At 40.1% G+C, this 21,644-nt stretch carries 20 protein-coding genes; 2 read left to right on the forward strand and 18 right to left on the reverse strand.

Features of this window, described 5'->3' with window-relative positions; translation table 11 throughout:
- Nucleotides 1–16: 16 nt before the first annotated feature.
- The 9 genes from BW961_RS12655 to BW961_RS12695 form a co-directional block, all read right to left on the reverse strand.
- Complete coding sequence (locus BW961_RS12655; protein WP_244555945.1) at nucleotides 17–1,213, reverse strand: Ger(x)C family spore germination protein; 1,197 nt, start codon at nucleotides 1,211–1,213, stop codon at nucleotides 17–19.
- Nucleotides 1,206–2,312 (reverse strand): spore germination protein, encoded by a 1,107-nt coding sequence (locus tag BW961_RS12660; protein WP_068580120.1) that lies wholly within the window; start codon nucleotides 2,310–2,312, stop codon nucleotides 1,206–1,208. The genes BW961_RS12655 and BW961_RS12660 overlap by 8 nt, the downstream gene beginning before the upstream one ends.
- 26 nt (nucleotides 2,313–2,338) lie before the next feature.
- Nucleotides 2,339–4,015: a spore germination protein gene (locus BW961_RS12665; protein ID WP_068580122.1), complete on the reverse strand. Its 1,677-nt coding sequence runs from the start codon at nucleotides 4,013–4,015 to the stop codon at nucleotides 2,339–2,341.
- 193 nt (nucleotides 4,016–4,208) lie between these two features.
- Nucleotides 4,209–5,285, reverse strand: coding sequence for a lactonase family protein (locus tag BW961_RS12670; protein ID WP_068580124.1), 1,077 nt, complete (start codon nucleotides 5,283–5,285; stop codon nucleotides 4,209–4,211).
- Between the two features lie 31 nt (nucleotides 5,286–5,316).
- Nucleotides 5,317–6,615, reverse strand: a complete 1,299-nt coding sequence (gene nagZ / locus BW961_RS12675) for a beta-N-acetylhexosaminidase (RefSeq protein WP_082867316.1) — start codon at nucleotides 6,613–6,615, stop codon at nucleotides 5,317–5,319.
- 184 nt (nucleotides 6,616–6,799) lie between these two features.
- Nucleotides 6,800–7,450 carry a bacillithiol biosynthesis deacetylase BshB2 gene (gene bshB2, locus BW961_RS12680; RefSeq protein WP_068580128.1) on the reverse strand — a complete coding sequence of 217 codons (651 nt, stop codon included), beginning with the start codon at nucleotides 7,448–7,450 and terminating at the stop codon, nucleotides 6,800–6,802.
- 21 nt (nucleotides 7,451–7,471) lie between these two features.
- Nucleotides 7,472–7,816: a YojF family protein gene (locus tag BW961_RS12685; RefSeq protein ID WP_068580130.1), complete on the reverse strand. Its 345-nt coding sequence runs from the start codon at nucleotides 7,814–7,816 to the stop codon at nucleotides 7,472–7,474.
- A gap of 204 nt (nucleotides 7,817–8,020) precedes the next feature.
- Nucleotides 8,021–8,620, reverse strand: coding sequence for a nitroreductase family protein (locus BW961_RS12690; protein WP_068580132.1), 600 nt, complete (start codon nucleotides 8,618–8,620; stop codon nucleotides 8,021–8,023).
- A gap of 198 nt (nucleotides 8,621–8,818) precedes the next feature.
- On the reverse strand, nucleotides 8,819–9,655 hold the full coding sequence (locus BW961_RS12695) for a DegV family protein (RefSeq protein ID WP_068580134.1): 837 nt from the start codon (nucleotides 9,653–9,655) through the stop codon (nucleotides 8,819–8,821).
- A gap of 161 nt (nucleotides 9,656–9,816) precedes the next feature.
- On the opposite strand from BW961_RS12695, the gene BW961_RS12700 reads away from it, so the two are divergent.
- Nucleotides 9,817–10,422, forward strand: coding sequence for a pentapeptide repeat-containing protein (locus BW961_RS12700; protein ID WP_068580141.1), 606 nt, complete (start codon nucleotides 9,817–9,819; stop codon nucleotides 10,420–10,422).
- A gap of 53 nt (nucleotides 10,423–10,475) precedes the next feature.
- Here the strand turns inward: BW961_RS12700 and map are convergent, their stop codons facing one another.
- The 5 genes from map to BW961_RS12725 all read right to left on the reverse strand — a co-directional run bounded on the left by map (nucleotide 10,476) and on the right by BW961_RS12725 (nucleotide 16,486).
- Entirely contained in the window at nucleotides 10,476–11,228 is a 753-nt protein-coding gene (map, locus tag BW961_RS12705) for a type I methionyl aminopeptidase (RefSeq protein WP_068580143.1), read from the reverse strand.
- A gap of 189 nt (nucleotides 11,229–11,417) precedes the next feature.
- On the reverse strand, nucleotides 11,418–12,317 hold the full coding sequence (locus BW961_RS12710; protein WP_068580145.1) for a DMT family transporter: 900 nt from the start codon (nucleotides 12,315–12,317) through the stop codon (nucleotides 11,418–11,420).
- Nucleotides 12,318–12,357: 40 nt separating this feature from the next.
- Nucleotides 12,358–13,977: an S-layer homology domain-containing protein gene (locus tag BW961_RS12715; RefSeq protein ID WP_244555946.1), complete on the reverse strand. Its 1,620-nt coding sequence runs from the start codon at nucleotides 13,975–13,977 to the stop codon at nucleotides 12,358–12,360.
- A 94-nt stretch (nucleotides 13,978–14,071) separates the two neighbouring features.
- Nucleotides 14,072–15,871: an oligoendopeptidase F gene (pepF, locus tag BW961_RS12720; protein WP_068580146.1), complete on the reverse strand. Its 1,800-nt coding sequence runs from the start codon at nucleotides 15,869–15,871 to the stop codon at nucleotides 14,072–14,074.
- Nucleotides 15,872–15,922: 51 nt separating this feature from the next.
- Nucleotides 15,923–16,486, reverse strand: coding sequence for a GNAT family N-acetyltransferase (locus tag BW961_RS12725; RefSeq protein ID WP_068580148.1), 564 nt, complete (start codon nucleotides 16,484–16,486; stop codon nucleotides 15,923–15,925).
- 136 nt (nucleotides 16,487–16,622) lie between these two features.
- Here BW961_RS12725 and BW961_RS12730 point away from each other — a divergent pair, with 136 nt between their 5' ends.
- Nucleotides 16,623–17,987, forward strand: coding sequence for a TrkH family potassium uptake protein (locus tag BW961_RS12730; RefSeq protein ID WP_068580150.1), 1,365 nt, complete (start codon nucleotides 16,623–16,625; stop codon nucleotides 17,985–17,987).
- 45 nt (nucleotides 17,988–18,032) lie between these two features.
- Here the strand turns inward: BW961_RS12730 and BW961_RS12735 are convergent, their stop codons facing one another.
- From BW961_RS12735 to BW961_RS12750, 4 genes are all read right to left on the reverse strand, one after another.
- Entirely contained in the window at nucleotides 18,033–18,707 is a 675-nt protein-coding gene (locus BW961_RS12735) for a response regulator (RefSeq protein ID WP_068580152.1), read from the reverse strand.
- Nucleotides 18,704–19,543, reverse strand: coding sequence for a sensor histidine kinase (locus BW961_RS12740; RefSeq protein ID WP_068580158.1), 840 nt, complete (start codon nucleotides 19,541–19,543; stop codon nucleotides 18,704–18,706). The genes BW961_RS12735 and BW961_RS12740 overlap by 4 nt, the downstream gene beginning before the upstream one ends.
- 219 nt (nucleotides 19,544–19,762) lie before the next feature.
- A complete protein-coding gene (locus BW961_RS12745) occupies nucleotides 19,763–20,869 on the reverse strand; it encodes a Gfo/Idh/MocA family protein (protein WP_068580160.1) in 1,107 nt (368 codons plus the stop codon).
- A gap of 24 nt (nucleotides 20,870–20,893) precedes the next feature.
- On the reverse strand, nucleotides 20,894–21,631 hold the full coding sequence (locus tag BW961_RS12750; RefSeq protein WP_068580163.1) for a ThuA domain-containing protein: 738 nt from the start codon (nucleotides 21,629–21,631) through the stop codon (nucleotides 20,894–20,896).
- Between the last annotated feature and the right edge of the window lie 13 nt (nucleotides 21,632–21,644).

Below are 21,644 nucleotides of genomic sequence, written 5' to 3' on the forward strand. Positions count from 1 at the left end.
TCCCTTGTTCAGTATCTCACTTCGACGAGGAACCGTAATCTGTAATAGTCAACTTAACATCGTACGTAATATCAGACTGACTAAACGTCTCGTCCCAATCTTTTTTAACTGTTTTCCAAACCTTAGGGTGTTGTATTCGAAGCTTATTACCGAAGCCCGCCACATCCACATGATAAACATCTTGCATCTTATGAATAGTTTTATGTAACATCTCTTTCAATTCTTCCTCGAAATACCCCTCTGCTTCTTTCAAAAATTTGTCGTCCGTAGGAACTTGTGACGTATCCCAATTCTCAATTAACCGGCCATCTGATTCTATACTTACATGAAAAGAAATATCGTTTCCGTGTACCTTTGTTTTAATTTTGGTTTTTGCAGATTTGATTTCATAAGCAAGAACTTCGCCCGACTTATCATACGTTTTGATTAACCCACCTTCTATTTCTCCCTTAATCCAAGTCAGTCCTTCGACCTCGTGCTCATTTAAAGTTCCGATCCATTTATTCGTTTCACCTTTAATAACCCCAGCCCCAGCAAATTCAACTTCACCTTTGGCAGAAACCAAATTTTGCAGAACAAAACTTGATCCTGAGTTCATGATTCCATCTAATTTAGTAAGAATCATAGGTGCCAATATTTTATTGTTTCTAAATTGATTCTCTACCATACTTCTGAGATGGAACGAGGGAATGTCTCCGGTTTGACTTGAGACTAGAGCTTCGCTAGCTTTTCCTTTACTTATTAATACAAGGCAACTAGGTCTGATATCGTTATCTCGTAAAATAAATTTTAATAGCTTTTCTAAATCCATTTTGCGTGAAAGCTCAGAAGAGATGACAATAACTTTCAAATGATGCCCGATAATGGGGCGGTACCGCCTAAGAGAATACTGACGATACAATTGAAAGACCGAATCACCTGTTTCCTCTGTATTCAAATACATCGCGGAGGATTTTGAAGTGCTTGATTGTTGTTCATTTTTCGAGGCAAGAACGGGTACAGTTTGGAGCGTTGCTGTTATGAGGTTCTTTTTAGGATAACTATCGCCTTCTTTAGCCAATTCTTGTTCTAATTCTGATTCCTCGCCAACATCAAGTGCTAGCCCTACGTTAACACTCAGATCTTCAATCTCCTTATTACCCCAGCATCCAGTTAGACAGAGTACTAATAGGATGGAAAGGGCAAATACGAAATAGCGTTTCATGCTATCCATCTTCCTTCAAAGCTCCTTTTTTGAAGATTTTTGTAATTAGGAGAAGGACTACTGGCAATAACCCAAACAAATAAATAGATACACTTCCAATGAAATCACCAAAATCAAACACTTCATTCATATTTTTGGGTAGCAGTGCAACGATGAATATGATCGGAATCAAGCCGTACATGATAGGTTGAATATTTCTTTTCGATAATTGAGCCAGACCCATCGATGCCGCATAAAAAGTAATTGTAAATGTCGAGAATATTTGCATGATCCAGATAACAAGCAAAAAGAACTCAAATCTTTCAAAAAGGAGACCCGTAATTTCAAAACTTCGCATGAGATCAAGCGTTGGCCAAGTACTTCTTACGACTCCATCAACAGACAATGCACCCACAACCATAATATAAGTGATCATGTACATAACTAGAGGTATTGAAGTACCTATAATCATTGCTTTTACGCCTTTTTTGGGATGTTGCATAAACGCCGGAAGAATGAACATAATCTCATAGCCTATAAAAACAAATACTGTTGATCTCAACCCCCTAAGGACAGGTAAGATTCCCTCTCCTAGCACAGGACGTATATTATCAATTTCAAAAATTTCACTACTCAAAAACATACAAATTAATAAAACAACGATCGTAATCGGTAGTATAATCTCAAACAATCGCGCCATTGAATTGATCCCACTCGTAATTAGATATAATCCAATCCACATGAAAGACATAACAATAACCCACATAGGTGTACCTTCAAGCAAATAAAGCTTAGTTACTTCAGCCATCACTCTAATCTGAAACGCAGAAATAGCAACAAAATAAAGGATCATCAGCGTGCTCAAACAGCTACCGATCCAGCTTCCTACAATTTCTTGTACGAATTGATAAATGGTTTTACCAGGATATTGCTGACACAGTTTCACGATACATATTCCTGCGAGCAGAACTATCAACCCGCCTACAATTAATGATATCCAACCATCTGCCGTTTTCACTCTCTCGGTTAAAGTTCTTGGAAGTGTAAGAACCCCAGATCCAAGCATATAGCAACTAATAATTACGACCGTTTGAGCCGTTGTTATCTTATCATCCGTCCGGGTAAACACAGCATCCTCCTCCTTTGCGCTCTCATTTATTTTTTACGGTCAGAATCCTTAGTCTTCATCAAGAGCGGTCGACGTTTCATCACCTTAAAGGGCAAACGAAATATAAAGTCTTTCCAATCATCTAACCTATATGGAGATATTGGACTAATGTACGGCACTCCAAAACTCTTCAGCTTCACTAAATGGCTGAATAATAATAGAAAAAACAAAACTGTTCCATAAGCACCTAAAACAGCGGCGCAGAACATGGCCAGAAAACGTAATAATCGTAGCGTTATGCCTGCACTATACGACGGAATCGCAAATGAAGAAATAGCAGTTACGGCTACAACAATAACTAGAAAGGGACTAACTAGACCCGCATTCACAGCTGCATCACCAATAATTAGACCACCAACAATACCCATAGCAGGACCTATAGGTTTGGGTAATCGGACTCCTGCTTCTCTTAATATTTCAATGGATGTCTCCATAATTAATGCCTCTATAAGTGATGGAAAGGGTACGCCTTGTCTCGCCTCAATAATAGACATAACCAACTTCGTAGGAATAAGCCCAGGATGATAAGAAATAAACGATATATACAATGCAGGGGCGAATAAAGCAAAAAATGTAGCTAGAAATCGTAACATCCGCAGGAGCGTACCTGGTATCCATCTTTCATAATAGTCCTCGGGTGATTGTAACAACATGCTAAAGGTTACCGGCACAATCAGTGCAAACGGACTCCCATCCAATAGAATTGCAACTCGTCCTTCCAATAATGAGTTAATAACTCGATCAGGTCGCTCAGTGTTTTGAGCTTGTTGAAACGGACTTAAACTATTATCCTCAATCAATTGTTCTACATATCCTGACTCAGGTAAATAATCCATATTTATGGATTCAATCCGGCGTTTAACTTCCTCCAGTAATTCGGAATTAACGATATCGTTCATATAAGCAACGACAAGATCTTTTTTAGCCCTTGTCCCTACTTGGAATTTAATCAGTTCCAAACTTTCATTCTTACCATGACGCCTTAGTATTGCGGTATTATCGCTCAATATTTCAGTGAATCCTATACGTGGACCTCTCAATAGCCCTTCTGATAAAGGCTCCTCTATACTTCGTGTTTTCCCCGTTGCTGAACCTAGAAGTAATACTTCTACTATTCCATCAATCAGCATTGCTGTGGATCCCACCAGTATATCCGAAACTACCTGCTGTAGATTAAGTGCCTCCCTTATTTCACTAATAGGAAGCATTTTATTCATAAGATATGTTTTTGTAATCTTCGTCTCATCAGATGGCTTCTCCGTCTCTTCAACATCATCGAACATCAAAGACTTCATCACTTGAACCTCTATAAGCTCCTTATCATAAAGTCCTTCGACATATATAATAGCTGCCTTTTTACCATTAGCCATCGTAAACTCTCTAAAATGAACATCACAATTTTTAGCTATCCTATTCTTAATGGATGCTAAGTCTGTTACATACTCACCTGTAAACGGGGCATTATCCTCTGCCTCAGCCTTACCATCCTCAGGTGTATTCTCTTCAGATTTATTCTCTGTTGTAGTACCCTCTGATGTTAGAGAACCCAAAGCAGACTGAAGCCATTTGGATGTAAAGTAAATAATTATAGGAACGATCAAGAGCACTAGAGCTTGAACAAAAACTATCCAATCCGGAATATAAGAAACAATCGTTTGCCACATAAACATCATCCCATCAGCTACAATCTTAAGAGTTGACAAGACCGAGTCATGTCATTCGTACCCGTAGTGTTACCATAACTCTCCAAATCATACGAAAATAATGAAAAAAATAACAAAAGCACCTATCCCTCAGCATTTTGCTGAATCGAATAGGTGCTTCATCAAACTTTACACGTACTTTATTTATTAGGATTTACAAATAATAAGGAAGTACACATACAGGTTTAGACACGGTTTCACTTATTCCTGTATATTGCAATCTTCCTGATTCTTGATCCACGCGGAATGTTACAAGATTGTTCGTATCTCGATTGGCTACAATGAGATAATCTCCATTTGGGGTTATCGCGAAATGCCGTGGATGTCCACCTTCGCAAGATACATGTTCCACAAGGTTTAATTTACCTGTCGCTTCATCAAATGCATAAATAACAATGCTATCATGTCCTCGATTAGAGCCATACACATATTTCCCATCTTGAGAAATCGTAATCTCCGCACAACCATTCTCCCCTGTGAAACCCTCTGGGAGTGTAGGCACTGTCTCCTGCTCCTTCAATTCACCATGCTCAGCATCATACGTAAATGACGTGATTGTCGAGTCAAGTTCATTAATGACAAAAGCATAGGTTCCATGTGGGTGGAATGTTAGATGTCTTGGTCCCGCTCCTGGATGGAGATGTGTTGTTCCTTTCTTGATCAACTGTTGCTTATCCGAATCGATACTATAGGCTTGAATGATATCTAATCCAAGGTCTTGTACGAACAAGTAATTGCCATCTGGACTGTAAAAAGAGGAATGTGGGTGCGGGCGATCTTGATTAGGATGTACACTGTGTCCTTCATGTTGCTTAACATCCAATAGTTCTCCCAAGTTACCGTCTTGTTCAAGAGAGATCAACCCGATCATCCCTCCGTGATAACTAGTCACCGTAAGGAACTTGCCTTCTGAATCCCGTTGAATATGGCATGTAGTCGCTTGTACACTATTCTTTCGGTTGATCAATTTCAACGTTCCTGTGGTAGGATCTACCGTAAACGCAACGATTTCACCGATCTTAGCACCCTCTGCGGACAATGTCTCTGAGATGGCATATAATTTATGTTGATCCAAATCTACATTTAAAAACGTCGGATTCTTAAGTCCAGCAACCTCGTCTACTCTTGTTAATTGCCCTGTTGCTTCATCCAATGAATACACATATACACCGCTATCTTCTGATTCAGCGTATGAACCTACAAATACAAACACATCATTATTATCTACCATTTATAATGCCTCCCTTAGTTGTATGTACCGTTTATTTCTTACCATTACCCACCTTGTTCAGGATCTGTTGTATGTCCGAATTCAGCGATTGTACATCTGGTCCTTTAGCCGGATCGTTGGTTAATTTATATTTCTCTTTCACCTTCAATATCGTATAGACCCGATTATTTAACACATCTTCTGAGATTTTCCCATGATTCACGGCATCTGTCAAAGCTTGAATAACCGATTGCCCCTTCTTCGCATCATGACCGATCAATACAATATTAGTACCCGCGAGTACCGTTTGAACGGAAGCTTTCTGTAAATCATAATTTTCCGCGATAGCACCCATGGTCATATCATCAGTCATGACAATGCCATTGAACCCAAGTTCATCACGTAACAGATCCGTAATTATTTTCTTCGACAAAGAAGCAGGGACATCTGGGTCAACCTTAGGCATCAGAAGATGTGCGATCATCACCACTTCTGCTTGTTGTTTAATCGCATCTTGGAAAGGAACCAATTCAAGCTTGTGTAACCGTTCTAGGTCATTCTCAACCACAGGTAGACCGATGTGTGAATCAACTGACGTATCTCCGTGACCTGGGAAATGCTTAATGACTGGCACAACGCCTTGAGATTCTAACCCCTTCATGGTCGCAATGCCAAGTGAACTTACCAACTTCGCCTGATTTCCGAAGGAACGATCTCCAATAACCGGGTTATTGGGGTTACTATTAATATCAAGAACAGGAGCGAAGTCCATATTTAAACCGAATCCTTGTAACTCACGACCTAGAATCTGTCCGACTTCATTGGATATTTTCGTGTCATTTTTCTTCCCAATGGCTTTATTTGTAGGTAACTTAAGGAATTCCTTTGGCATCCGTGTCACACGGCCACCCTCTTCATCCACACTCATCCAGAGCGGGACTTTATTGGCAACGTTACTTTTCTTAAGGTCGTTAATTAAGCTTAACGCTTGCTGCGTATTCTCAATATTATCTTTATAAAAAATAAACCCACCGACATGGAAGTCTTCAATGAATTTTCGACTATCCTCATCGATAATCGTACCTTCCATGCCAACAACAACCAATTGACCTATCTTTTCCGCTGTCGTCATACCCTTCAAGAGTTCTTTAGCAGCATCTTCTGGTTCTGTTGGTTCTGTTGGTTTGAGATCTTCCGATGTTGTGCCATCAACATTAGACTGAGGAGGAGTATTCACACCTTCATTGGTCGTAGAGTTCGTACCTGAATTCTCACCCGTATTACCACTCGTACTACACCCTCCAAGAACAAGGATCACACACAACCAGACCATCATGACATTTAATTTCATGTCCGATTCATCACTCATTTCTTAAGAAATAGTTGCCGACATCTATATATTGTACAAAACTTTAATTGTGATTAACAGTAATCCAACCTTGTTTCATACCTACTTCCCGTTTATCATACTTCCTGATCATTAATGTAAGGGGCCCCTGAACGAATATCAGGGGCCCCAACGTTTAACCTATTTACTATTCAAATGAATATGTCCAGAATCGTTCTGTTCCGAACCTTTCCTTCATTGCATCACTCTCGACCATGTTACTGTCTACTGGTAACTGCCACTGGGAACGGTGAGCTTGTATCGATCCAATCTTATGTTTGAGGAAAGCCGTAACATCGACTTTCACATCTGGAAGACCTAACATTTGCTCACAGTCTTTCGTGAATGCCATACAGTGGAGCGTTGGTCTTTGTTCCTTAGGCATCTTGGCTAGCGTACGAATAACAGCAGCACCTGTAGCATCATGATCTGGATGTACACTATAGAGTGGGTGAAAGGTAATCACTAATGATGGATTAAGTTCCGTAATAAGTTCCCCAAGTCTCTTACTCATAGCTTCATGATCTTCAAATTCAATAGTCTTATCGTGATAACCCATCATTCTTACATCGGTTATCCCAATAGACTTACAAGATTCCATCAGTTCCAACTTACGAATCTGAGGAAGAGTTACCCGATTGGCAAACACGGGATTACCCATATTACGAGCCATCTCCCCTAAAGTTAAGCAGGCGTAGGTAACTTGTGTTCCTTCACTGATGCGCTTGGCTAACGTTCCTGAGAGACCGAAGCATTCATCATCTGGATGTGGAAGTACTACTAATATCTGACGTTCCATATGAGTTCCTCTTCTCCCTAATTAAAATGGTTCTTTACTTAATTGTAACGATACGACAAGTTTACCTTCATTATCATGACCCGCAAGGATAAGACGTTCGCTATCGCTTTCATCCCAGTGCGTCAACCCCTGAGAATATACCCATCCTTCATTAATCTTGAGTCCGACACGAAAGGGACCGCTACCTTCAATCGAACCTAAAGTATATCGAATAATACCATTACGTATAAAAGTGGACGCGGTTAATTTTGAATCATCGTTGTGGGAAGCATATGCTCCCGTCGTCATCTCAAGATGAATATAAAGTTCTTGGTCTTTCAATTGATCAATGACCAATTGAACGCTTGCCTGATCTATGGGTTGCATTATCTTCTACTCCTCCGTCTGTAAATCGATCACTACATTTAAGTATGTTCTGTATATTATAGTCTACATCATATAACATTCTCAAATAATAATATAAAAAAGCCTTCCCTCCTTCTATAAAAAGGACTGTCAACCCCTGTTAGACAAGGATTGGCAATACTTTTATAAGAAAAAGGTTCGGCTTCTTTATGTTATGGATTTATATTAATTAAACACTAAAACGCGGTCTTCAAGTGGTTGGAATTCCTTCTCACCAGCTGGAACGACTGTTTTACCAAATGGCATTTGAGCTAGAAGTTTCCATGATGCTGGAATGTTCCATGTTTGTTTCACTTCATCATCAATAAGTGGGTTGTAATGCTGCAAAGATGCACCGAAACCTTCGATTTCTAATGCTGTCCATACAACCAATTGGTGCATACCTGAAGACTGATTAGACCAGATAGGGAAATTATCTGCATAAAGTGCAAATGATTCTTGAAGTCCTTCAACCACAGCTTGATCTTCAAAGAATAACACGGTGCCGTAACCGTTACGGAACAACGTCATTTTCTCAGCTGTAGGAGCAAATGATTCTGCTGGAACTACAGTTTTAAGTGTGTTCTCTGTGATATTCCAAAGTTTATCATGTTGTTCTCCAAGAAGAACAACCACTCTAGCGCTCTGTGAGTTAAAAGAAGATGGTGTATGTTTTACTGCTTCGTTAACGATTTCCTGAATTCTTTCATCGGATACAACGGGTTCCTTACTTATAACATAAACGGAACGTCTATTCTTAATTGCTTCAAAAAATTCCTTAGACATAAATCAAGCAACTCCCTTAAAGTTATTTACTTACTTTTTTATTATATATTATTTTTTCTCACAAAACAACTTTTTTTGTCGAATCCGTACGCATAACTATTTTGTGTAGCATTTATTGTTGATAACCATTAAATTTCTATGCAAAAAAACCAGAGGCAACTGCCTCCAGTTTCTATATTTCTTTATGAAATGTATGAATTAATAATTATTTATCCACGATAATCCGATGGTACCTTCGCCAGCAAGAATACCAACGACAGGGATGAACGTCATAATCTCTATTTTTACAAGTGGATGCTCATCTGTAATTTCTTGCTTGATCTCTTGCGCTAATGTCATATTGTTAGCATGCATAATGCATACCTTTTTTATTTTTTCAATATCCATTTTCAAATGTTCGATAAGCCTCTGTTTTGCTCTCTTCGCCGTACGAATCTTCTCATCAACAAGAATCTTCCCTTCATCGAAGCGAATGATCAACTGTATTTTAAGCAAATTACTAATGAATAATTGCGTGCCAGATACTCTACCACTACGATGAAGCTGTTGCAGATTCGCAGGAATCAGGTAAAATTTCGTATTATCAATCATTGGTTGAATTCGATCTTTAATTTCTTGAGCGGAGAAACCTTCGTGTTGCAAAGTAATTCCGTGCATAATCATTTCTCTAAATGGGAACGCACCCGCCTGTGAATCAATTCCAACCACGGTTGCTTCAGCAATTTCGGCCGCTTGAATCGAATTGTGAAAAGTACCACTAAGGGAAGAAGAACAATGAATAGCTATAATTTCATCATATTTATCCTTTAACGACTCGTACAATTCTATAAATTCTCCGATTGGAGGCTGTGAACTACCTGCTTTTTCAAAAACTTTAAGCTTCTCGTATACTTCATCGTTTGTAATATCGATGGTCTCTTTATAACTTTCATTACCAAATATAAGACGTAAGGGTACAATATAAATATGATTTTCTTTAGCAAAATCCGGGTCAATAGTACATGTACTATCCGTAACCCAAGCAATTGATTTCATTTTTCACTTCTCACTTTCACAGATGATATAGTCTACGTTGATCCAATTAAATAAACATAACAAACTAACACCAGATATTCAACTTTACATCTCATCCCACTAGAAAACCCTATCAAACATTGATTATTTCATTATAATTAAATGTACTAGGAGATGATATGATGTTAATCCATATCGATCAACAATACGATCATATTGATTTCAGTAATTCTGATTTATGTTATGGGGAACTGAGAAATTGTACATTTCATGAATGTACTTTTAACGGCACACCCTTAGAAGAAGTATTAACGATGAACTGCCAATTTATCAATTGTAATTTTTCAAATGCCAATCTTAATGCTTCACAGCATATTGGTTCTGCCTTTACCAATTGCCGATTCAAAGGTAGTAATCTATTCGTATCCAAATTTGATAACTGTAAGATGGTCGGATCTGACTTTGGTGAAGCACGAATGGATGGTATCACGATTATAGAAGGTGATTGGTCATACACTAACCTGCGACATGTGAACTTTGGTAAGCAAGATTTACGCAAAATCCGATTTAGGGAAGCCGATTTATATCAAGCGAATTTAGAAAAAGCAGATCTTAGAGACGCAGATTTAACTCGAGTTCAATTGAGTACTGCAAGGTTACAGGGCGCTGATTTACGAGGTGCCATTCTCGACGGTATTGACTTTAAATCACTCGATATTAAAGGCGTTAGAATGGATCTCATTCAGGCTTCATCATTCGCTCGGTCTTATGGGGCACGAATAGACTAACGAACAGAAACAAGGAGGCAACTAATGTTGCCTCCTTGTTTGGTTAACTCAACTTATAAGTTCTGATCAGTCAAAATAATTGGGCCATCCACAGTAATCGCTAAAGTATGTTCGTATTGTGCTGACAAACCGCCATCAAGCGTTCTAGCCGTCCAACCATCAGAATCTATTTTACTACGATACGTGCCTGTATTAAGCATCGGCTCAATCGTAATAACCATGCCTTCCTTCAATCTTGGACCTACATTTGGTGGACCATAATGAGGAACTTGAGGTTCTTCATGCATATCCTTACCAATACCATGTCCGATGAATTCTTTAACAACAGAGAATCCTTCGGCTTCAGCATAAACCTGAATAGCATGCGAAATATCTCCAATTCGGTTGCCTACCACTGCCATCTCAATACCTTTGTAAAGTGATTCCTTTGTTACATCTAAGAGTTTCTGTGATTTCTCAGATACTTGACCTACTGCATAAGACCAAGCTGAATCTGCCAACCATCCGTTTAGATTCACGACCATATCAATCGTAACTATATCGCCTTCTTTTAACTTCGTATGCGTTGGGAAGCCATGACAAATGACATCATTCACAGATGCACAGGTTGCAAATCGATACCCATTATAACCTTTTTGCTCCGGTGTAGCTCCGTTCTTAATCATAAATTCCTCAGCAAATTTATCGATCTCCAAAGTAGCTATCCCAGGAACAATCATCTTACTGATCTCACGATGACATGCCGCTAATATTTCACCAGCTAGCTTCATCTTCTGGATTTGTTCTTTCGTCTTTATCGTAATCATATTCTTATCCCTCATTCTATTATGGTCTTCTTATTATAACCAAACTATTGTCGAGTAGGTGTAATAAAATTCAGTCCAAACAATAAAATTATACACCATCTCGGTATAGCATACAAAAGAACGGACTAAAAGATGCATAAAAAGTACTGACTGATCGTCCTATTATGGCATTACTCAATCATTCGTCCGCTAATTTGTTACCACATGTTTATTGTTCCTACTCGTGACTCGCATGAACAGGATCATGCCCGCGATAGCCATTAGACCCCCACTGATTTGTATCCAACTCATGGTCTCGTTCAACAAAATAAATGCAAGCAAGCTTGCACCAATTGGCTCCCCAAGGATGCTCATCGAAACAGTCGTCGCAGATATGTACTGAAGTAACCAATTAAATAACATATGTCCGAACACCGTTGGAACGATGGCTAATAGAAGGAATATCCCCCACTCTCGGTCATTATAATTCGTAAAGGATACCCCCATTATCACATTATAGAGGGCAAACACGACCACTGCTGAGAAGAATACAGACATGTTGTATACATATACCGATACTTGTGACATTAATTTCTGTCCGATTAACATATGAACGGCAACGGCCATGGTACCTAAGAACGATAATAGATCCCCATATAGATTAGCACTTGAAATACCAACATCTCCCCACCCGATCAGGGCAGCTCCAGCAACAGCAATCAGCATGCCCACCTTCGCGAGTGATGATATTCTTTCTTTAAATATAAAATACGCTCCACACCAGATAAATACGGGCTCAAGTGCTAATATAATTGTTGAACTCGACACCGTCGTATACTTTAATGAACCCATCCACAACAAAAAATGTAACGCTAGGAAAAACCCGGATACTCCCAGGAGGATCCAATTCTTATACGAAACCGCACGGAATTCAGAAACTCGTCGAATTCCGAAGGGAAGCATAATTAATACTGCAAATAGAAGTCTATACATCCCTTGAATCGATGCAGGTGCGCTAGACCATTTCACAAATATAGCAGAGAAAGAGACCGCAATAACTCCGATGAGAAGCGGTATGATGATAGGAATAGGTGATGATGATTTCTTCATTGTAGATTGTAGATTCCTCTCGTGTTGGTGTTTCAATCATTTAGTAAGCTGAATACTTGACAACATTCCTTATCGCAGCCCAGATATCAAGGCTTTCAGCTCCCATGTACCAATACCCATATCCCGCAATACCTTTGTTTGCAGCCATATGAGCCTTAATAGAAAGTGAGCGAGAATCTTCCGCCCAAATGCTATGTTTGATCCCTAATTTTGAATACGTTGCTATATATTGAGCGGTTGTATCGTTCCATGAGAGCTTTGCGTTCATGGCACTAATCCGTTGATTCTGTCGTAATAACGATAATTCTTCAGATACGATACCCTTTGGAGTATCAGACCAATCACGTGTATAGAACGGCAGTGCCATAATCACTTTTTTGGAAGGTACAGAAAGGATCAATTTGTTCAAAGCTTTTTCTACCCATGGAAGTGAAGACACAGATCCAGCTTTCGGAGATGTTGACCAATGCTCATCATAACTCATCAGGACAACATAATCTGCGGATTTCCCGAGCTTCTCATAATCGAACCCATCCGTCCAATCTGTCCCTAAATCGGGAGATACATCAATAGATAGCACGGCACCTATCTTGTGTAATTCATTGGATAACGTAGAGATAAAGGCTGTTAGATTGTCACGATCCACTGGATCCACATCTTCAAAATCGACATTAATGCCAGCCAACTTATATTGTTGAACATATCTAGTCAATTGTTGAATCACTTTATTCCTCGTTATTGAACTAGATAATATCGTATGTGTCAGTTCGGAATTCGAACGATTCCCAAGCATTGCCCATATCTTCTTGTTATGTTGTGATGCGTAAGTCATTAACTCTTTGTTGGAATTATCCGATACCACACCGTTATTTTCTAAGTAGAACCACCTAGGCACCAATGTGTTAATGTTAGAAGATTTAACTTGATTGATAAATTGTGTAGTTGTGCTATCATATTGCCAACCCATTTGAATAACAGAAGTCTGTTGACCCTTACTTACTTTAACTCCGAAAGGTGTATCGAGGATTCGAGATAGTACGACTGCGGTCTCTTCCCTCGTCATTGCATCATTCGGACGGAATTTATTCCCTTCCCCAGACATAATTGAATTCTTGTAAATGGTATATACATATGGAATAGCCCATGAAGCAATTTTGTTTGAATCAACGAATGGAAGACTACTAGATGTAGACCCTGCCTTCATCTTCGTAGCTCTAACAATCAGCGCTGCTACTTCTTGACGACTGATCTGAATCTGTGGTTCGAATATCCCCGGGCGGACCCCATCTACAATACCTAAGTTCAACCCCGCTTGTATCCATCCATAATACCAGTCATTCTTCCCGACATCTGTAAAAGAAGAAATAGCGTTATCTACAGGTTCCAACTTTAATAATCTATCGATCATGGTAATGAATTCAGCCCGAGTCACAGGTTTCTTTGGGGAAAATGTGCGTGGCCCCGTACCAATAAGAATATTTAGACCAGCTAGCCGAACAATTTCCTTCTGAGCATAACTATTCGTAATATCGTCGAAAGGAAGTTTGTTACTTGCATTAGCTGCAAAGGTTGAAGGAATAGAAGTAACTAGGATAGATATCATTAATAACATTAGCGTACTAATCTTAAAGATAACTTTATGTAAGCCATTTTGTTTCAATAGAAAATCCTCACTTTTTAATAGAATAGAGTGCTAGTCTATCCTATCAAATTAAAGCGAAGGCTATTATGATCAAATAATGGAAGGTTGGCCGTTAAAAGAGAGATTCAAGTTCGTCGATCAAAGAACCCACATAGTTGACCGCAGAAATAATGGGATCCGCTTCTGACATATCTACACCTGCTAGCTTCATAAGCTCCAGTGGCGTCATACTTCCACCGGCTTTGAGCACCTCCAACCACCGATCAATCGCAGGCTGTCCTTCTTCACGGATAATCTGTGCAACTGCTGTAGAGGCGCTTAATCCAGCTGCATAGGTGTACGGATATAGACCCATATAATAATGTGGCTGGCGCATCCACGTCAGTGTAGCATCTTCTTCAATTTCAACGGACTCGCCCCAGAATGACGTGAGTATCTCTCCTTTTAGCTCAGAAAGAACTTTAGCTGTAATTGGCTTATCATTCATCGCTAAACGATAGACACGACGCTGAAGTTCACCTTCAAGAAGATGTGTTACAAAGTTATGATAATACGTGTTCAGAAGTTGTAGAATAACCCACCGCTTCATACGATTATCACTTGAATTAGCCTTTAAATGTTCAGCAAGCAGAAGTTCATTCAATGTCGATGGCGCTTCAATAAAATACGTCGATGGACGGGCATTCGTTAAGCGCTGGCTCCTAGCTGCAAGCATCAGATGTCCAGCATGCCCAACTTCATGCGCTAATGTGAATGCACCTCGCATATTATCTGCCCAAGTCATCAGGATGTAGGAGTGTTCACCATAGGCAGAAGAACAAAATGCCCCCGTCGACTTACCTACATTATTCGCATAATCAACCCATCTCTCATTGAACGCTGAGTTCACAATCTCACCATATTCAGGCCCGAGAACACCCAGGGCATCTTGGATCAACTGGCATGCTTCTGAATAGGTCGTACTTGGACTGAATTCGGGATCAAGTGGCGCCTTTAGATCAGCAAAGTACATATGTTCAAGACCTAGTTCACGTTTCTTCAGATTAGCAAAGCGACGCATATGTGGCGCCAATTGTTCTAGGATCGTATCCAGGACCTGATTATACATTTTAGAAGTTACTTGTTGTGGTTGTAGAAGCATCTCGGTTACTGACTCATATCCACGTAGACGAGAAAGTACGACCTGCTTCTTAACTTCTGTCGCATAGGCTTCAGCGAAAGTATTCTGATATGTACGTAGAGAGCGACTAAAGGACGCGAATGCCGAACGTCGAAGCGTCGTGTCTGTCGATTGCTCATATTTATTCTCATATAACGGGAATGATACTGGCAAGGAATTGCCGCCCTCATCCGTTACATTTTCAAATGTCATATCAGATAACTTCGCTCGCAGATACACACGATAAGGTGAGTTGAATACTTCGCTCATCGATGCAAGCACACTCTCGGTTTCAGAACTTAGACGATGAGGTTTCGTCTTGAGCAATAGGTGAATACTTCTGCCGTAATCTGATAATCCAGCATTCTCGTCCAAATACCCTTCTACCGTGCCATCAGGTAATGAAATAATCTCTGAATTGATAAAAGACAACTGAGATGCGATACTCGAGACCATATCTCCCGATTTCGCCGAGTTCACGAGATGATCTGGATTTGTTCCATCCTCAGTCTGACGTAGATGTGCAAATGTAGCCGCTCGAGAGACTCTTCTATGCAATTCCTCTTGGGCATTGAGACAAGCTAACAGCGTATCTGAACCTTCATTTAAACGACCTTTATACTGTGTTATAGACTTTACATCCTCGCGGATGGATTTCAATTCCATCTCCCAAGCTTCTACACTTGTAAAAAGATCATCCAAATTCCATGTCGTTTCTTCAAGTACTTCTGAGCGATTCATGATCTTATCCATCTTCTCTTGCCCCTCTCATATCATCATTTTATCTTTCATACTAAATATGCTTTAGAGCGATATCGTCTTCACCATATGATAATACATATGACCATTTATCGGAATTTCTTTATCCACGATAAATCCTGATCTCTGATACAAAGCATATGCGCCAGCATTATCTATATCTACTGCCAATGCAATTCGAGTGAAATTTCGATTCGTCGCTTCATTCTCCACGGCTATCATAAGTTCAGTACCAATACCTCGTCTTCCGTATGCAGGAGACACAGAGAGGGTATCTATATAATATTCATCCTCATCGGCTTCCTTGTCTAGCACAATATTCGGATCATTCTTCAAGTTACGTAAGTAATCAATAATCGGTTTATCCAATATGGCTGCATCAGATCCAGCGTATGATACGACAACACCAGCTACCTCACCATTGACTTCTTTGACCAACATTTGATGATAACTTAAACGCCCCTCTTCTTGAACGAAGAATTTTTCCAGAACATCAAGGGCATCTGCTTCAGTCTCTTGTCCTGTTAATTGGTGCGCAATATCATGTATTGCGTCATAAAGTAATCTTGAAACCTCAGGTCCATCTTCTTTTTTCGCGTGTCTTAACATGATGTATCCCTCCAAGTTTTCTGTATTGATATTAAATTATAACTTACGATAAGAAATAATGGGAGTCGAGGACTGTTTTATCAATCTTGGGTACACTATAATGGAAAGAATGACATTTTAGAAAGAGAGCAATGAAATGAATTTAACGAAGAAAAATAAAGTGTATCGCTTCTTATTAACCCCACCGAAGATATTAGTGATCGGATTCGCAATCATCATTCTAATAGGGACTATTCTGCTTGCGTTACCCATAGCCTCATCAACAGGATCATCTTTATCACTTATGAATGCTTTATTTATGGCAACCTCAGCAACTTGCGTCACAGGACTTGCTGTCATCGATCCGGGTACAGAGCTTTCAACTTTTGGGGAAATAGTGATATTAAGCCTTTGTCAAATTGGTGGACTCGGTTTCACCACCATGGCTACGTTGATTGCCTTAGTGTTCAACAAACGTATTTCTGTTAAAGAGCGTCTCATTCTACAACAAGCGATGAATCACGGAAGTATGGAGGGCATTGTGCGTCTCATGCGCAAAGTCATTTTCTATTCTCTCACCATCGAATTGGTAGGAGCTATACTTCTATCCATTCGGTTTGCACTGGACATGCCAGTCGGACAGGCCTTATATTATGGATTATTCCATAGTATTTCTTCATTCACAAACGTTGGTCTTGATATATTCGGGAGCATCCACGGACCATTTAGTAGCTTTAATCCTTATGTAAATGATCCCTATGTAAATCTGGTCATTATCCTACTCATCTTTCTCGGTGGGATTGGTTTTATTGTCATATCCGATCTACTCGGATTTCGTAAGTCGAGAAAACTATCGCTTCACAGCAAAGTGGTTCTCTCAGTGTCACTTGCCCTTGTTGTGATTGGATCCATCGTGATTTATATTTTTGAGTATACTAATGTAAATACGTTACAAGGTCTTAGTCAACCAGATAAAATCATGGCATCAACATTACAATCGGTCACTACGCGTTCTGGTGGGATCACAACATTAGACATCCCTATGTTACGTCAATCTACACAGTTTTTCATGATTATATGGATGTTCATAGGTGCAGCACCTGGTTCCACGGGTGGAGGGATCAAAGTGACTACCTTTGCTATTCTTATAGGTGCCATGTATACGATGGCTCGAGGCAGAGAAGATGTCGTATTCTTCCGCTATCGGATTTCAAAGGAAGTAGTATACAAAGCCATTACACTTACACTGTTGTCTTTTCTACTCGTCATCGCTTTCACCATGTTATTATCTGTTACAGAAGATCACCAATTTCTAACCCTACTATTTGAGGCAACCTCCGCCTTCGGAACGTGTGGCCTCTCAATGGGACTCACCTCTGAGCTTTCATTTGTAGGAAAATTAGCGATCACTTTCCTGATGTTCTTAGGCCGACTTGGTCCTTTAACATTAGCTTATGCATTAAGCCCTAAACCACAGAAAGAATCATTCCGATATCCAGAAGGTAAAATAACAATCGGATAAAACAAAGAGCTTCGCTGATCCTTTGAAGGATAAGTGAAGCTCTTTTTAAGTACGTTTACGTTTAGGAAATAGTCCTGTTTTACGATTAACTAATCCTTTTTCCATGGCATACCGGGTTAATTGCACACGATTCTCAAGATGAAGTTTTTGTAGGATATTCTTCAAATGGTTCTTTACCGTCTGATCGGAAATACCGAGTTGTGTGGCAATTTCTTTATTCGTCAGTCCTGATGCAACCCATGTTAATATTTCTCTTTCTCTTGTGGTCAACGGAATATGATCCTCGTTCGCGACAGAAATCGGAAATTCTTTCAGTATCTGATAAGCAAGTTCGCGGCTTAAGGGAGCATCATCTCTCATAATCGCATGGAGATACGCAAGCCATGTGCTTGGGGATAGGTTTTTCAGTAAATAACCTTGTGCGCCCTGCTTAAGTGCCTCGAATAAATGTGCGATATCATCAGATACTGTAATCATTACTATTTTGACATAAGGATATTGTAATTTAATGATTCGAGTGGCCTCAAGACCACCTATACCCTGCATTTCAATATCCATTAGGATAAGATCGGGCATCAGTTGCTCCGTAACAGCGATCGCTTCTTCTCCACTAGACACAACCCCAATGACATCATAATCCTCATCTTCATCCAGTATACTTATCATCGCTTCCCTAGCATGTTGTGAATCATCAACGATAAGTACGCGATATATACTCATGACGTTGTTGCCTCCATTCTAATCTCAACTACGGCTCCTTGGGATACATCCGGTAGGGATACCTGCCACCCAAGATCCTGTGCTCTTTCCATCATAATACGTAGTCCATAACGATCTTTGTAGTAATCAAGGTCATCCATCATGCCGACCCCGTTATCTTCAATACGGACTTGCCACGACTGATCTGTTCCAACCCCACGAATCGAAATAATGGTCGCTTGCGCATGTTTGGCTATATTAAGAAGGGATTCACGGATACAAGCTAACATCTCTATTTTTTGTCTCGCATCAAGGCAATGATCTGGGATCGTCCATTCAATGAAAGGTTGGATAGTTAACGTCTCATCCGCAATATCCATAATTCTAGCTTTCATGGAGTCTTCGAATTCATGCATCTCTGTCGTTGCCGGATAACGTAGATTCGTGATGGCCTGACGAGCATACCGATTAACTTCATGAACCGTTTTACGTATTTCTTGAATCTCACCCTGCTCTTCTATCGTGGTTGTTTTCGTATCCACACGATCAATTTGCACAGACAATAAGAATAGAGACTGTGCTATTCCATCATGAAGTTCTCTTGATAACAGTTCTCTCGCTTCAAGTGCCGCCTTCTCTGTACGTTCACGGTTCAACTCTTCTTGATTATGTTCAAGCATCCGAAATAGTGGCATCAATAATGTCAGACTCGTGAGAAAAACAATGACCGGGCTTAGAAAATTCCCCAAATCCATCGAGATGTAATGAAGTAAAGCACTATGACGTAAATATTCCCATAAACCAACCGTTACCGTAGGTAGAAAGAGGATCATCCATTTAATCTGTTTGTACGACATTGTGTCCTCCTGTAAGATTTACTTTGAAAAACCAATAGTACGCTCCTCTAAGAGCATCCATTCATTATATCTGAGAAGTAATCAGAATTCATCTCTTTCATCTTTTATTTAGATGCAACCAAACAACCTCGTAACAGGATACTAACCGTCACGAGGTTGTTCGATGGAAAGTTATTCAGTATCGTAGGGCCTATTTATTTAAGAATAATCCAAAGAGCATCATTCTTCCAATGTATAAGGTTCAAGATCCTTATGCATGGGGCTTGGTCTTGAACATGTACTATGCATCTCATAATGTTTCGAAGCATCCGAAGCATCATGGAAAGCCCACATGGCCTCCAGAACATGGTACGCTAGTTCACCACTTGCTCGATGTGGACGTCCGCTTTGGATGGCGTAGGCCATATCAGCTGCGGCAATACCTCTTGTATTCTCTTCATAACCATATAATAATGGCTGTTCGATCCATTCTGATTGTCCAGTTAGGCGATATTTCACTTTTCCACTGAAACTATTAGGATCAGGCACTTGAAGAGTACCCTTCGTACCATAGATCTCAATCGGTGGCAGGCTACTTCCTCCAAAGATATCAAAGCTCATAATAAGCGTTCCTATGGCCCCTTCTTCGAATTCCATCATGCCAGCCACATGTGTTGGAATCTCAACTGGAATGACTTGACCTTTCTTCTTCTCACTTGTGATGATTCTTTCGTCCAGTGCTTTTCCAGTAATCCCTGTGATTCGTTTAATTGGACCCAATAATTGAATAAGTGCTGTCAAATAATAAGGTCCCATATCAAACATCGGACCACCGCCTACTTGGTAGTAAAACTCTGGATCAGGATGCCATCCTTCGTGTCCATGACTCATCATAAATGCCGTTGCTGCTATCGGACGTCCAATCACGCCATCGTTCAATAATTGTAAAGCCGTTTGGATTCCCGCACCATAGAATGTTTCTGGTGCGCATCCAACACGGAGACCTTTTTCTTTCGCTACTTGTAATACCTGTTGACCTTCTTCACGCGTAACAGCAAGTGGTTTCTCCACGTAAACATGCTTACCTGCCCTAAGCGCTTGCAGACATACCGAAGCATGAGCCGCAGGAATCGTTAGATTAATAACCAATTGAATATCTGGATCGGCCAATAACTCTTCAGGGGAATAAGCTTTAGGTATATCATATTCTACGGCTTTCTCCCGAGCCCGCTCTATATCTATATCTGCACATGCAACTAAATCGATTATTTTAAATTTCTTGCAGTTCTCCATATAGATACTGCTTATTTTCCCACAACCAATAATTCCAACCGTTATTTTATCCATTCTATAATTCCCCTCCTATATACTTTAATAGTTACTATCTGCCATCCCGGTGTATGAGCTAGCTTGATCTGATACTAAATCACCCTGTTTTTGTTCAGCCGTTAACTTACCCTCCGCTGCCCATAGGAACCCACGACGCATGATCTCTGTCACTTCTGGCATCTCAATAATATCTGCATGATGACCTAACGAATTGTAGAATACTCTGCCATTCCCCCAACGCTTCGTCCAAACAACAGGCATCTCAACGCTTCCATTCGTCGAATGTGGTCCTGTAGCCACTGGGAATATAGTAGTTGCTAGAACTTCTACAGCCGGATCCACATGAAGATAATACTGTTCACTCTTGACTTCGAAATCCTCTATTCCTTCCAGTAACAAGCCCGAACTATATTTCATATGAACGGTATATTCTACCCCATCGTTCCCTGGATGAGATACCCACTGTCCTCCGGTCATGAACTGCCAATTCACGTTAGTCCGGAAAGAATCGCACATCCCTCCATGGCAACCCGCGATTCCAACCCCTTTTTCCACCGCTGCCAACACATTATCTGCAAGCTCATTTCTAATTTCACCCATAGTCCAGACGGGCACAATTAAATCCAAGCTTAGAAGTTTCTCTATGTCAGAATACGCTTCTAGCGTATCTGACACCTCTACATCAAATTGTTCCTTTTCTAGAATACCTTTGAATAGTTGAGCCACTTGTTCAGGTTCATGCCCATCCCATCCACCCCATACAATTAACGCCTTTTTCATATAAGAACACTCC

Source organism: Paenibacillus macquariensis (assembly GCF_900156375.1).
GTDB classification, from domain to species: Bacteria; Bacillota; Bacilli; order Paenibacillales; family Paenibacillaceae; genus Paenibacillus_AQ; species Paenibacillus_AQ macquariensis.